Here is a 13,539-nt window from a genome sequence, read left to right on the forward strand (position 1 = left end):
CGGTGCTCTGGTGGCAGGACGACGTCGGGCAGGGCGTCCGGGTGGCGTTCACGGACCGCGGCGCGGGCAACCTCGCCCTGCACACGGGTGACGACCCGGACGCGGTGCGGGCCCGCCGGGCCGCGCTCGAGCGGTCGATCGGCGTGCCCGGGGGCTCCCTGGTGTTCCTCGACCAGGTGCACGGCACCGACGTGGCCGACGCGGACCGGCACGACCGGCCGGCCGTGCCGACCGCGGACGCCGCGGTCACGGCGACGGGCGTGCCGCTGGCCGTGATGGTCGCCGACTGCGTGCCCGTCGTGCTGGTCGGGGAGGGGCCCCGCGGCCCGCTCACGGGCGTGGCGCACGCCGGGCGCCGCGGCCTGCTCGAGGGCGTGCTCGAGCGCGCCGTCGAGCAGCTGCGGGCCCGGGGCGCGAGCGGGCTGTCGGCCTGGCTCGGCCCCTCGATCTGCGGCAGCTGCTACGAAGTGCCGGCCGCCATGCGCGAGGAGTCCGCGGAGCGGATCCCCGCGGTGGCCGCCACGACGTCCTGGGGCACCCCTGCCCTCGACCTGCGCGCCGGGGCCCGGGAGCGGCTGACCGCCCTCGGGGTCGGCGTCGTCGAGCCGTCGGGGGCCGGCCCCTCCTGCACCCTCGAGAACGAGCGGCTGTCCTCGCACCGCAGGGACCCCGGCTCCGGCCGCATCGTCGGCCTCGTCTGGCGCTCGGGTCCCCTCGGGGAGGACGCCGCGTGAGCGCCGACCCGGCCGCCGCCCCCGGCGGCGACGATCCGCGGACCCTGGAGCTCGCCCGGTCCCTCGACCGGGTGCGTGCCCGGATCGCGGCCGCGGCGCGGGGGAGCGGGGCGGCCGAGGAGCCCGTGCTGGTCGCCGTGACGAAGTTCTTCCCGGCCGCGGACGTGGCCCGGCTGCACCGGCTCGGCGTCCGGGACGTGGGGGAGAACCGGGACCAGGAGGCCGCCGCCAAGGCGCGGGAGGTGGCCGGGCTCGTGGACGGACCCCTCACCTGGCACTTCGTGGGCCAGCTCCAGTCCAACAAGGCGAAGTCGGTGGTGCGCTACGCGGGGTGGGTGCACTCCGTGGACCGGGCCTCCCTGGTCACGGCCCTCGGCAAGGCGGTGCAGCGGCACCGGGAGGCCGTGGCGGCCGGGGACGCGGCCCCCGGGCCGTGCGCCGAGCAGGACCTGACGTGCCTCGTCCAGGTGTCCCTGGACGCGGAGGAGCGCCGCGGCGGCGCCCGCCCCGAGGACGTCGTCGGGCTCGCCGAGCAGATCGCCGGCACCGAGGGGCTGCGGGCCGGGGGCCTCATGGCCGTCGCCCCGCTGGGGGCACCCCCGGGGCCCGCCTTCGACCGCCTCCTGGAGCTCTCGCAGCGGCTGCGGCGGTCCCTCCCGGAGGCCACGGCCGTGTCCGCGGGGATGAGCCAGGACCTCGAGGAGGCGGTCGCCCGGGGAGCCACGCACGTGCGCGTCGGCTCCGATATCCTCGGGCCCCGGGCGCCCGTAGGATAGCTTGGAGGACGGCCCCGCGGGGCCAGGGCCGTACCGCGTTCCGGGCAGCACCACGGGCGCAGGGCGGTCCGAGGATCCCGGAACCCCCCCCACCGCCGATATCCGCACAGACAGTCAAGGAGAGCACCATGGCCGGAGCGTTGCGCCGCACCATGATCTATCTCGGCCTCGCCGAGACGGACGAGGACTACGACGAGCCGACGCCGTCCCGCCAGGAGCACCAGCCCACCGCCGCGGTCCGCGAGGAGCCGCGCGAGGCCCGCGCCCACGAGTCCACCGCAGTGGCCGTGCCGCGCCGGTCGGCCGAGTACCGGGCGCCGGTCACCCCCATCAAACGCGCCCCCTCCAGCTCTCGAGAGGACAGCTCGACCTTGCGCACGATCACCACGGTCCACCCCCGCTCCTACAACGACGCGAAGTCCATCGGCGAGGCCTTCCGCGAGGGCACGCCCGTCATCATGAACGTCAGCGACATGGGCGACGCCGAGGCCAAGCGCCTGGTGGACTTCTCCGCCGGCCTGGTCTTCGCCCTGCACGGCTCCATCGAACGGGTGACCGGCAAGGTCTTCCTGCTCACCCCGTCCTACGTGGAGGTCGTCGGGCACCCCGCCGGCGGCGAGGACGAGACCGACGACCACCAGGAGGACTGAGGCGGACCGATGGACCTGTTGCTCTCCGTGCTGTACCTGGCACTGCACCTCGTGTACGTCGCGCTGCTCGCGCGCCTCGTGCTCGACTGGGTGCAGATGTTCGCCCGCAACTGGCGGCCCCGGGGAGCCGCCCTCGTCGGGGCCTCCGCCGTGTACACCGTCACCGACCCGCCGATGCGGTGGCTCCGGCGGATCGTGCCGCCCCTGCGCTTCGGCGGGGTGTCGCTGGACCTCGGGTTCCTCATCCTCATCTTCGCCGTCAGCATCGTCCAGGGCATCATCGGCTCGATGCTGGTCTGACGCAGTGCCGGTCTGACGCAGTGCCGGTCCGGCCCGGCGCCTGTCGGACCCGGCCCGCCGGGGACCGGCCTGTACGCTGTAACCGCACGACCACCGGGCGCCGGCCACCGCGCCGCCCCGGCCCCGGTCGGACGGATCCCCCGCCGCGGGCCGCGCCCGCGCTCCGCCCACGAAGGAATGCACCCATGGCTCTGACGCCCGAAGACGTCATCAACAAGCGGTTCCAGCCCACCAAGTTCCGGGAGGGCTACGACCAGGACGAGGTCGACGACTTCCTCGACGAGATCGTCGTGGAGCTGCGCCGCCTGAACCAGGAGAACACCGACCTCAAGCAGCAGCTCGAGGCCGCCGGGCAGCCCGTCGCGCCCAAGGACTCCGCGCCGTCGCCCGTCTCCGAGCCCGGCCTCCCGGTCGCCGAGGACACCGCCGGAGAGACCGCTGGGGAGACCGTCGAGGCCCCCGCCCCGGTCGCCGGCGGCGCGCCGCAGGAGGCGGTGGAGCTGACCTCGCCCGCCGCGGCCGGCACCGGAGCCGCCGAGACCGTCCCCGCGGAGACCGCGCCCACCTCCGGCGCGGCGCAGTCCGCGGCCGGAGTCCTGGCGATGGCCCAGAAGCTGCACGACGAGTACGTCGCCGAGGGCACCGCCGAGCGGGACCGGATCGTCGGCGAGGCCCGCGAGCGGGCCGAGGAGCTCGTCACGGACGCCCAGCGCACGCGCGAGGAGACCCTCACGGCCCTCCAGGAGGAGCAGGCCGAGCTGCAGGCCCGCGTCTCGGGGCTGCGCGCCTTCGAGCAGGACTACCGCACCAACCTCAAGGCGTACATCCAGGACCAGCTGCAGGACCTGGACACCACCCCGTCCCTCGAGCCCGCACAGGCCGCGGACGGCGCCGTCGGCCCGGTCCGGTCCGAGCAGGCCTAGCCGCCGCGCCGCGACGCGCACCCCGCGGAGGGACCGGCCACGTGCCGGTCCCTCCGTCGTCGTCCGCCCCGGGCCGCCCTGGCGGGGCGCCCCCGGGGCGGATGGCTCCCCGGCGGACGTGGCACCATGGAACGGGGCCGACGTCCCCGCCGCCCCGCCACCCGGGGCGGGCCCGATCCCCGCCCCGCCACCCGAGGAGAGCATGAGCGAGTCCCCCGAAGTCCCCGCCGGAGCACCCGACCGCCGGACCCCGCGGGGCGTCCTCCTCCTCGCCGCGGCCGCCGCGCTGCTGGTGTACGCCGCGGACCAGCTCACCAAGTGGTGGGTCGTCGCGACCATGGAGCTCGGCCAGCGGACGCCGGTGGTCGAGGGACTGCTGTGGTGGCAGTTCATCCGCAACCCCGGCGCCGCGTTCTCCCTGGGGGAGAACATCACCTGGGTCTTCACCCTGGTCATGGTGGTCGTCTCCGTCCTCATCGTGCTCACCCTCCGCCGCGTCCGCTCGGCCGCGTGGGCCCTGGCCCTGGGGCTCGTCCTCGGCGGCGCCCTCGGCAACCTGACCGACCGGCTCCTGCGGGAGCCCGGCTCCGGGATGGGCCACGTGGTGGACTTCATCGCCGTGCCGCGCTTCGCGATCTTCAACATCGCCGACTGCGGGGTGGTCGTGGGGGTCTCCCTCGTGGTGCTCCTGACGCTGCTCGGCCGGGAGCTCGACGGCACCCGCACGGGCGCGGGCGCCCCGGACGCGCAGCCGGTCGAGGCCGCGCCGGAGGAGGAGGGCACCCGTGGCTGAGCCCGAGGAGCACGTGCAGGAGCGCTTCACCGTGCCGCCCGAGCTCGAGGGCCAGCGCGCGGACGCGGCCGTGGCCGCCCTCACCGGGCTCTCCCGCTCCGCGGCCGCCGTGCTCTGCGCCGAGGGCCGCGTGCTGCACCGCGACCGGCCCGTCGCCAAGTCCTTCCGGGTCGAGGCCTCGCAGACCCTCACCGTGCACGTGCCCGTCCCCGAGGACCCGGCCCGGATCGTGCCCCAGCTGGTCGAGGACTTCCGCGTGGTGCACCTGGACGACGACATCGTGGTGATCGACAAGCCCCCCGGCGTCGCCGCGCACCCCTCGCCGGGCTGGAAGGGACCGACCGTGGTCGGGGCCCTGGCGGGCGCGGGCGTCACCGTGAGCACCTCCGGCGCCCCCGAACGGGCCGGTGTGGTGCACCGGCTCGACGTCGGCACGTCCGGGCTGATGGTCGTGGCCCGCACCGAGCGCGCGTACACCGCGCTCAAGCGCGCCTTCAAGGACCGGACGGTGACGAAGGTCTACCACACGGTGGTGCAGGGCCTCCCGGACCCGCTGCGCGGGACGATCGACGCGCCGATCGGGCGCCACCCCGGCTACGACTGGCGCTTCGCCGTGGTCGACGGCGGCCGCGCGTCGATCACCCACTACGAGGTCCTGGAGGCCTTCGGCCGGGCGGCGCTCGTCGAGGTGCACCTGGAGACCGGCCGCACCCACCAGATCCGCGTGCACTTCTCCGCGCTGCGCCACCCGTGCTGCGGGGACCTCACCTACGGCGCGGACCCCGCGCTGTCGGCCGGCCTCGGGCTCACCCGGCAGTGGCTGCACGCCAAGCGCCTGGGCTTCGAGCACCCCGGCACGGGTGAGCCCGTCGAGTACGAGAGCCCGTACCCGCCGGACCTCTCCTTCGCCCTCGAGATGCTGCGCGACGGCGGTCCCGCCTGACCCGGCGGAGCGGCCCCGGCCGGGGGAGCCGGCCGCCGCGGGACGGCCCCGGCGGGGCGGAGCGGTCGGTGCGGACCACTACACTGGTCGGGTGACGACGGCGACCGGCAAGAACAGCTTCACCCACCTCCACGTGCACACCGAGTACTCGATGCTCGACGGTGCGGCACGCCTCGACGACCTCTTCGAGGCCTGCCACGAACTGGGGATGTCCTCCCTGGCGACGACCGACCACGGCTTCGTCTTCGGGGCCTTCGACTTCTGGAACAAGGCCCGCAACGCGGGGATCAAGCCCATCATCGGCGTGGAGGCCTACCTGACGCCGGGCACCGCCCGCTCCGACCGCACCCGCGTGAAGTTCGCCGACGGCGGCCGGGACGACGTCTCGGGCGGCGGCGCCTACACGCACATGACGCTGCTCGCGGAGACCACCCAGGGCATGCAGAACCTGTTCCGCGCCTCGTCCCTGGCGTCCCTGGAGGGCCAGCTGTACAAGCCGCGCATGGACCGCGAGCTGCTGAACACCTACGGCAAGGGCCTCATCGCGACCACCGGCTGCCCCTCCGGCGAGGTGCAGACCCGTCTGCGCCTGGGCCAGTACCAGGAGGCGCGGCAGGCCGCGGCGGAGTTCCGCGACATCTTCGGCGCCGAGAACTACTACTGCGAGCTCATGGACCACGGCCTCGGGATCGAGAAGCGGGTCACCGGCGACCTGCTCAAGCTCGCCAAGGACCTGCAGCTGCCGCTCGTGGCCACCAACGACCTGCACTACACCCACGCCGAGGACGCGAAGTCCCACGCCGCCCTGCTGTGCGTGCAGTCCGGCTCGACGCTGGCGGACCCGAAGCGGTTCAAGTTCGACGCCGACGAGTTCTACCTGAAGTCCCCGGCGGAGATGCGGGAGCTGTTCCGGGACTTCCCCGAGGCCTGCGACAACACCCTGGAGATCGCGGACCGGTGCAACGTCGAGTTCGACACCTCCGCGAACTACATGCCCCGCTTCCCGACCCCCGAGGGCCACGACGAGGAGTCCTGGTTCGTCGAGGAGGTGCAGCGGGGCCTGCACCACCGCTTCCCCGGCGGGATCCCCGAGGACGTCCAGCGGCAGGCGGACTACGAGAAGGGCATCATCCTGCAGATGGGCTTCCCCGGGTACTTCCTCGTGGTGGCCGACTTCATCAACTGGGCCAAGAACAACGGGATCCGGGTGGGCCCGGGCCGCGGCTCCGGGGCCGGCTCGATGGTCGCGTACGCCATGCGCATCACCGAGCTGAACCCGCTGGAGCACGGCCTGATCTTCGAGCGCTTCCTCAACCCGGACCGCGTCTCCATGCCCGACTTCGACGTGGACTTCGACGACCGCCGCCGCTCCGAGGTGATCCACTACGTCACCGAGAAGTACGGCGACGAGCGCGTGGCCATGATCGTCACCTACGGCACCATCAAGGCCAAGCAGGCGCTCAAGGACTCCTCGCGCGTGCTCGGCTACCCCTTCTCGATGGGGGAGAAGCTGACCAAGGCCATGCCGCCGGACGTCATGGGCAAGGGCATCTCCCTCAAGGACGTCTACGACGAGAGCGCCAAGCGCTACGGGGAGGCCGACGAGCTGCGCGAGATCCTCGCCCAGGACCCGGAGGCGAAGAAGATCTTCGACACCGCCGAGGGCCTCGAGGGGCTCAAGCGGCAGTGGGGGGTGCACGCGGCGGGCGTCATCATGTCCTCGGACCCGCTGATCGACATCATCCCGATCATGCGCCGCGAGCAGGACGGGCAGGTCATCACCCAGTTCGACTACCCCACCTCCGAGGGGCTCGGGCTGATCAAGATGGACTTCCTGGGGCTGCGCAACCTCACGATCATCTCCGACGCGATCGAGAACATCACGCTGAACCAGGACGGGTTCGTCCTCGACCTGGAGAACCTCCTGCTCGACGACGCCGAGTCCTACGAGCTGCTGGCCCGCGGCGACACCCTCGGGGTGTTCCAGCTCGACGGCGGGCCCATGCGCCAGCTGCTCAAACTCATGCGCCCCGACAACTTCGAGGACATCTCCGCGGTCATCGCGCTGTACCGCCCGGGTCCCATGGGCGCGAACTCGCACACGAACTACGCGCTGCGCAAGACCGGCCAGCAGGAGATCACCCCGATCCACCCCGAGCTCGAGGAGCCGCTCGCGGAGATCCTCAACACGACCTACGGCCTGATCGTCTACCAGGAGCAGGTCATGGCGATCGCCCAGAAGGTCGCGGGGTTCACGCTCGGCCAGGCGGACATCCTCCGCCGCGCCATGGGCAAGAAGAAGAAGTCGGAGCTGGACAAGCAGTACGAGGGCTTCCACGGCGGCATGGTGGAGCGCGGCTACTCCGAGGCCGCGATCAAGGCCCTGTGGGACATCCTCCTGCCCTTCTCGGACTACGCGTTCAACAAGGCCCACTCCGCCGCCTACGGCCTCGTCTCCTACTGGACGGCCTACCTCAAGGCGCACTACCCGGCCGAGTACATGGCCGCGCTGCTCACCTCGGTGGGCGACGACAAGGACAAGCTCGCCCTGTACCTCACCGAGTGCCGCCGGATGGGCATCACCGTGCTGCCCCCGGACGTCAACGAGTCCGCGCTGAACTTCACCCCGGTGGGCACCGACATCCGCTTCGGGATGGGCGCGGTGCGCAACGTGGGCGCCAACGTGGTCAGCGCGATGGTCGAGGCCCGGGAGGAGCACGGCGCCTTCACCTCCTTCAACGACTTCCTCGCGAAGGTCCCCGCCGTGGTGTGCAACAAGCGCACCATCGAGTCCCTGGTCAAGGCGGGCGCCTTCGACCGGCTGGGCCACACCCGGCGCGGACTCGTGCTCTGCCACGAGGAGGCCGTGGACGCCACGGTCGCCGTCAAGCGCCAGGAGGCGGCCGGGCAGTTCGACCTCTTCGGGGGCATGGGGCTGGACGACGAGGACCCCTCGACGTCGCTGACCGTCGCGGTGCCGGACGTGCCCGAGTGGGAGCGCAAGGACCTGCTGGCCTTCGAGCGCGAGATGCTCGGCCTGTACGTCTCCGACCACCCGCTGCGCGGCCTCGACGAGGCGCTCGGGCAGTACGCCGACACCTCGATCCAGCCGCTGCTCGGCGAGGACGGCCGGCCCGACGGCGCCGTGGTGACCGTGGCGGGCATGATCACCTCCCTGTCCCGGCGGATCGCCAAGACCTCGGGCAACGCCTACGCGCGGGTGGAGCTCGAGGACCGGACGGGTTCGATCGAGATCATGTTCTTCGGCAAGGCCTACGCCCCCATCGCGGGCGTGCTCGCGGAGGACCTCATCTGCGTGATCAAGGGCCGGCTGCAGCGCCGGGACGACGGGTCGGTGACGATCTCCGCGCAGGAGCTCACCGTGCCGGAGCTCTCGGCGGACGGGCACAGCGGCCCCGTGCTGATCGCCCTGCCCGAGTTCCGCGCCACGGAGGAGACGGTCAGGGAGATCGGCGCGGTGCTGCGCAACCACCGCGGGGACTCCGAGGTGCGCATCCACCTCGAGACCCGCCAGAAGGTGCAGGTCCTGCGTCTGGGCCCCGATCTGCGGGTGAACCCCTCACCGGCGCTGTTCGGGGACCTCAAGGTGCTGCTCGGCCCGACCTGCCTGGAGGTGTAGCCCACCGGGCGGCTGAGCGCAAGGCCCGGCACCCGGCCGGGCGCCGCGGTGGAATACCATGGAGAGCGTGACTACTGCTGAGACGACCACGACTCCCGTCCTGCGAACGATCGACCTGCGCGGCCGGCACCTGTCCTGGTCCGAGCTGCGGGCGGCAGTGCCCCGGCAGAGCTCCACGTCGCTCGCCTCGGCGCAGCAGGCCGTGGAGGAGATCATCGCCGCGGTCCGCACCGAGGGCGCCGTCGCCCTGCGCCGCTACGCGCAGCGCTTCGACGGCGTGGCCCAGGACCGGCTGCGCGTCGACCCGGCGGAGATCCGGCGGGCGGTCGACGAGCTGGACCCGGCCGTGCGCCGGGGCCTGGAGACCGCCATCGAGCGCACCCGGGCCTTCGCGCAGGCGCAGCGCCCGGCCGACGCCCGCGTCGAGGTCGCGCCCGGCGCCGTGCTCGTGCACCGATGGACGCCCCTGCGCCGGGCGGGGCTCTACGTGCCCGGCGGGCTGGCCGTCTACCCCTCGTCCGTGGTCATGAACGTCGTCCCGGCCCAGGCGGCCGGGGTCGGCTCCGTGGTGCTGTGCAGCCCGCCGCAGAAGGAGTTCGGGGGCCTGCCGCACCCCACGATCCTCGCGGCCGCGGGGCTGCTCGGGGTGGACGAGGTCTGGGCCATCGGCGGCGCCCAGTCGCTGGCCGCCATGGCCCACGGGGTCACGGACGGCGACGACGTCCTCGAGCCGGTCGACACCGTGACCGGTCCGGGCAACGTCTACGTCGCCACCGCCAAGCGCCTGCTCCGCTCCGTGGTCGGCGTGGACGCCGAGGCGGGGACCACCGAGATCGCCGTGCTGGCCGACGACACCGCCGTGCCGGCCTACGTGGCCGCCGACCTCATCTCCCAGGCCGAGCACGACCCCGCCGCCGGCGCGGTGCTGATCACCCACTCGCCCGAGCTCGCCGAGCGGGTCGCCGCGGAGCTCGCCGTCCAGGTCCCCGAGGCGAAGCACCGGGAGCGGATCACCACCGCCCTGTCCGGGCCGCAGTCCGGGATCGTGCTCACCGACGACCTCGACTCCTCGATCGCCGTGGCCGACGCCTACGCCGCCGAGCACCTCGAGATCCACACCGCCGACCCGCAGGAGGTGGCCGCCCGGGTGCGCAACGCGGGGGCGATCTTCCTGGGGCCCTACAGCCCCGTCCCGCTCGGCGACTACGCGGCGGGCTCGAACCACGTGCTGCCCACGGGCGGGACGGCGGTGCACGCCCAGGGCCTGTCCACCACCGCCTTCATGAAGGCGGTGCAGATCGTCGAGTACACCCAGGACGCGCTCGCCGTGATCGGGGAGGACATCGTGGCCGTCGCGCGCTCCGAGGACCTGCCCGCGCACGGCCGGGCCATCACGATCCGCACCGGGAGCTGATCCGACCGTGCACTGCCCGTTCTGCCGTCACACCGACTCCCGCGTCGTCGACAGCCGCACCACGGACGACGGGACGGCGATCCGCCGCCGCCGCCAGTGCTCCGAGTGCGGCCGGCGCTTCACCACGCTCGAGACCACGACCATCTCGGTCATCAAGCGCTCGGGCGTCACCGAGCCCTTCGACCGGCAGAAGATCGTCAACGGGGTGCGCAAGGCCTGCCAGGGGCGGCCGGTGAGCGAGGACGACCTCGCGATGCTCGCCCAGGAGGTCGAGGAGACGATCCGGGCGCTGGGCGCCGCGGAGATCGAGGCGCACGAGGTGGGGCTCGCGATCCTGGCCCCGCTCCGCCGGCTGGACGTCGTGGCGTACCTGCGCTTCGCCAGCGTCTACCAGGCCTTCGACGGCCTGGGGGACTTCGAGGAGGCGATCGACCTCCTGCGCCGGCAGCAGGCCGAGCAGACCGGGCAGCAGACCATCCCCGCCACCGTGGAGCCCATCGGCGCCGCCCGGAAGCGCAGCGGCCGGCGGCCGCGGGGCAAGGGCCTCGAGGGCGTGTCCCAGCCGAGGCTGCTCTGACGACCCGCCCGTGCGGTGCACCGGCTCCGGCCGCCACGTCCCGGCGTGTCCCTTGCCGCAGGCCGGATGAGGACCGTAGAGTGGGGTCCACAACAAGCTCCCGCCGGGGGCTGCGGAGGGGAAGCCGCGGCCCCCGGCGGGTTTTTTCTGCGAATCAGCGTGCGAAGCTGATGCGCCGGTCGAAGTGCCCCGTGCTGAGCAGTTCGGACACCGTCGTGGCCGTCAAGCCCCGCTCGGACAGGCCGGAGAGCACCAGTCGGATGAGTTCCGTCTTGTCGACCTCCGGCCGGGGCCCGTCGCTGACACCATCAACTGCATCTGCGAAATTGTCGTGCGCGAGCAGAATATCCCCGGCCGAACAGTCGCCGAGGGCTTTCTCGACGCGTCTGGCCTGCGGGACGTCCTTCCAGTCCCAGGTCGTGGCGGACCACAGCACCGGTTCCAGGCCGAGGCTGCGCACGGCCGCCCACCTCGTCGGAGACTGTGCGCCGTAGGGCGGCCGGAACCAGCTGACGGGCGCTCCGGTGATCTGCTCCAGCTCGTCACGAGCGCGACGCGTCCGGTTGCGGACTTGGCGGGGAGTGAAGGTGCGCAAGGAGCGGTGGTCGGGCCCATGCAGACCGACCTCATGGCCGGCGGAACTCAGGTCCCGCACAAGGCCGGGATCGGTGCGCGCTCTGGTCATGAGCACGAAGAAGGTGGCATGGGCATCGAAGTCGCTCAGGACGTCCAATATCGCAGGGGTGACGGTGCGCACCGGCCCGTCGTCGAACGTAAGGGCGATCCGCGACGCCTCCGTCCGCACTCGCACGGGCGTCCCGACCACGCTCGTGGCGGGACGGAGGACGCCACGCACCGTTCGGGCGCACCGGGAGCCAGCGTTGAGCACGATGCTCACGCTCCGAGCTGGAAGCGCACGAGCCGGCCGTCGCGGCCGTATTCCTCGTAGGACCAACCGGCCGCCCCGAGCAGCATGCCCATACCGCGGCACGCGGTGCGCAGACCGCGTGCCTGGTGCACGGGCGCTCGGCTCGCGAAACCTCCGAGAGCACGCCCGGTGCCGCCCCCAAGGCGCACCATTCCCCCGACCGCGGCTCGGGCGCGTATCGCCCGACGTCGATGTGAGGGTGCCAACACGGTCTCGGAGAGGACCGTCGTGTTCCCATGGCTCATGGCCCGGGTCAGCACCCAGCGGCGTGTCTGGCGCTCGGTCGGCACGACGTCCACGGCCTCCGATTCGTTGCACCAGACGATGGAGCGGCCTGTTGCGTGCAGCTCCTTGGTGAAAACCGTGTCCTCTCCTCCGGAAAGACCGAAGTCATCGCGATAACGCACGCCGGCGGCCCGAATCTGGGCCAGATCGAGGAGCATGTTGCCACCGGCCGCGAACGGGACGACTGTCCCCGTCGGCAGCTGCCGACGTACGAAGAACCGGCCGGCCAGCAACCACGGGTCGACCTCACCGGTGTACTCCGGGACGACCCTGCCTGCCACGAAGGCAGCGCCGGTCCGGCCCCAGGTATCCACCAGATGGCGCGCCCAGCCCGGGCGGGGACGTTCGTCGTCGTCGATGCTGAGGAGGACGTCCTCACCGCGCGACTCCTCCAGCAGCCTGTTGCGCACCGCGGCGATGCCGGGGACGGGCTCGCTCGCGTACTGCACCTCCAGTCCGCGGTCGGCGCAGGAACTCGCCAGATGCGCAACGATGTGCTCCGCCGAGCGCTCCGGGTCGTTGTCGGCCAGGACGATCCGCACCGAGCGGGCGAGGGCGGCCCCCCCAGCCCGCCCTAGAAGGTCATCGGCCTGCTCACCCAGCTCGCCGACGAGTCGAGGCAGTACTTCCGGCCGCCGGTAGGTCGGCACCCCGATTGTCACGGCTGGCAGTCGGTCATCTCCCACGGTGCTGTTCACAGATCTCTCCCGGTGCGATTCGTGTGCGAGGGCTCAGCTCTCGGGCGCGTGCGGAATGCCGGCCCACAGGGCGGCGCCCACGATGCCGGCGTTGTTGCGGAGCTCGGCGACCTTCACGGGCGTGCGCAGCTCGATGAAGGGGAGGAACTTCTCCGCCTTCTTCGACACCCCGCCGCCGACCACGAACAGGTTGGGCGAGAACAGGAACTCCACGTGGCTGAAGTAGCGCTGCAGGCGGGTGGTCGCCCACTTCTTCCACGGCATGTCCTCGCGCTCACGCGCGGCGGCGGACGCCTTCGTCTCGGCGTCGTGGCCGTCGATCTCCAGGTGCCCCAGCTCGGCGTTGGGGACGAGCTTGCCGTTGAGGATCAGGGCGGAGCCGATCCCGGTGCCCAGGGTGATCACGATGACCAGGCCCTTGACGCCCCGTCCGGCGCCGTAGACGGCCTCGGCCAGCCCGGCGGCGTCGGCGTCGTTGAGTGCCTCGACCGGACGGCCGAGCCGTTCGGTCATGAGGCCGTCGACGTCCGTGCCGATCCAGGACTTGTCGATGTTCGCCGCGGACAGGGCCACGCCCTCCTTGATGATCGCCGGGAAGACGATGCCCACGGGCGAGTCGGGGGCGGGAGCCTCGGGACGGGACTGCAGCTCCGCGACGATCTGCTGCATCACCTCCGCGACCTTCTCGGGGGTGGCCGGGCGGGGCGTGGCGATCCGGAAGCGCTCGCCGACGAGCTCGCCCGTGTCGAGGTCCACGATCCCGCCCTTGGTCCCGGTGCCGCCGAAGTCGATGCCGATGACGCGGCGGTTCGGGACGGCGGCGACGTCGCGGTCTGGTGTGGTCATGGAGCGGTCCTCTCGTGGGGCCGTGGTCGGAT

13 protein-coding genes are annotated in these 13,539 nt (G+C 72.6%); 10 read left to right on the forward strand and 3 right to left on the reverse strand.

What is annotated here, in order from left to right; genetic code table 11:
• Positions 1 to 2 precede the first annotated feature (2 nt).
• The 10 genes from ACP7CD_RS04150 (at position 3) to nrdR (ending at position 10,750) form a co-directional block, all read left to right on the forward strand.
• Complete coding sequence (locus ACP7CD_RS04150; RefSeq protein ID WP_426119074.1) at positions 3 to 734, forward strand: polyphenol oxidase family protein; 732 nt, start codon at positions 3 to 5, stop codon at positions 732 to 734.
• A complete protein-coding gene (locus tag ACP7CD_RS04155) occupies positions 731 to 1,510 on the forward strand; it encodes a YggS family pyridoxal phosphate-dependent enzyme (protein ID WP_035924049.1) in 780 nt (259 codons plus the stop codon). Before ACP7CD_RS04150 ends, ACP7CD_RS04155 begins: the two co-directional genes overlap by 4 nt.
• A gap of 128 nt (positions 1,511 to 1,638) precedes the next feature.
• Entirely contained in the window at positions 1,639 to 2,160 is a 522-nt protein-coding gene (locus ACP7CD_RS04160; RefSeq protein ID WP_017833680.1) for a cell division protein SepF, read from the forward strand.
• Positions 2,161 to 2,169: 9 nt separating this feature from the next.
• On the forward strand, positions 2,170 to 2,460 hold the full coding sequence (locus ACP7CD_RS04165; protein WP_017833679.1) for a YggT family protein: 291 nt from the start codon (positions 2,170 to 2,172) through the stop codon (positions 2,458 to 2,460).
• Between the two features lie 185 nt (positions 2,461 to 2,645).
• On the forward strand, positions 2,646 to 3,383 hold the full coding sequence (locus tag ACP7CD_RS04170; RefSeq protein WP_144836557.1) for a DivIVA domain-containing protein: 738 nt from the start codon (positions 2,646 to 2,648) through the stop codon (positions 3,381 to 3,383).
• Positions 3,384 to 3,585: 202 nt separating this feature from the next.
• Positions 3,586 to 4,176 carry a signal peptidase II gene (lspA, locus tag ACP7CD_RS04175; RefSeq protein ID WP_109243795.1) on the forward strand — a complete coding sequence of 197 codons (591 nt, stop codon included), beginning with the start codon at positions 3,586 to 3,588 and terminating at the stop codon, positions 4,174 to 4,176.
• A complete protein-coding gene (locus ACP7CD_RS04180) occupies positions 4,169 to 5,119 on the forward strand; it encodes an RluA family pseudouridine synthase (protein WP_426119078.1) in 951 nt (316 codons plus the stop codon). Before lspA ends, ACP7CD_RS04180 begins: the two co-directional genes overlap by 8 nt.
• A 91-nt stretch (positions 5,120 to 5,210) precedes the next feature.
• Positions 5,211 to 8,759, forward strand: coding sequence for a DNA polymerase III subunit alpha (gene dnaE / locus ACP7CD_RS04185; protein WP_426119080.1), 3,549 nt, complete (start codon positions 5,211 to 5,213; stop codon positions 8,757 to 8,759).
• 58 nt (positions 8,760 to 8,817) lie between these two features.
• Positions 8,818 to 10,173: a histidinol dehydrogenase gene (hisD, locus tag ACP7CD_RS04190; protein ID WP_017833674.1), complete on the forward strand. Its 1,356-nt coding sequence runs from the start codon at positions 8,818 to 8,820 to the stop codon at positions 10,171 to 10,173.
• A gap of 7 nt (positions 10,174 to 10,180) precedes the next feature.
• Positions 10,181 to 10,750, forward strand: coding sequence for a transcriptional regulator NrdR (nrdR, locus tag ACP7CD_RS04195; protein WP_081994156.1), 570 nt, complete (start codon positions 10,181 to 10,183; stop codon positions 10,748 to 10,750).
• A 154-nt stretch (positions 10,751 to 10,904) separates the two neighbouring features.
• Here nrdR and ACP7CD_RS04200 read toward each other — a convergent pair whose 3' ends face one another.
• Genes ACP7CD_RS04200 through ppgK form a run of 3 tightly spaced genes read right to left on the reverse strand, consistent with a single transcriptional unit; the run spans position 10,905 to position 13,507 of the window.
• Entirely contained in the window at positions 10,905 to 11,741 is an 837-nt protein-coding gene (locus ACP7CD_RS04200; RefSeq protein WP_426119083.1) for a polysaccharide deacetylase family protein, read from the reverse strand.
• Positions 11,645 to 12,661, reverse strand: a complete 1,017-nt coding sequence (locus ACP7CD_RS04205) for a glycosyltransferase family 2 protein (protein WP_336649339.1) — start codon at positions 12,659 to 12,661, stop codon at positions 11,645 to 11,647. Before ACP7CD_RS04205 ends, ACP7CD_RS04200 begins: the two co-directional genes overlap by 97 nt.
• A gap of 33 nt (positions 12,662 to 12,694) precedes the next feature.
• The gene (gene ppgK, locus ACP7CD_RS04210; protein ID WP_017834143.1) at positions 12,695 to 13,507 is read right to left on the reverse strand and encodes a polyphosphate--glucose phosphotransferase; all 813 of its coding nucleotides are present in this window, start codon (positions 13,505 to 13,507) and stop codon (positions 12,695 to 12,697) included.
• Positions 13,508 to 13,539 lie beyond the last annotated feature (32 nt).

This window comes from Kocuria sp. LHG3120, from assembly GCF_049897445.1.
In the GTDB taxonomy this organism is placed as follows: Bacteria; Actinomycetota; Actinomycetes; order Actinomycetales; family Micrococcaceae; genus Kocuria; species Kocuria rosea.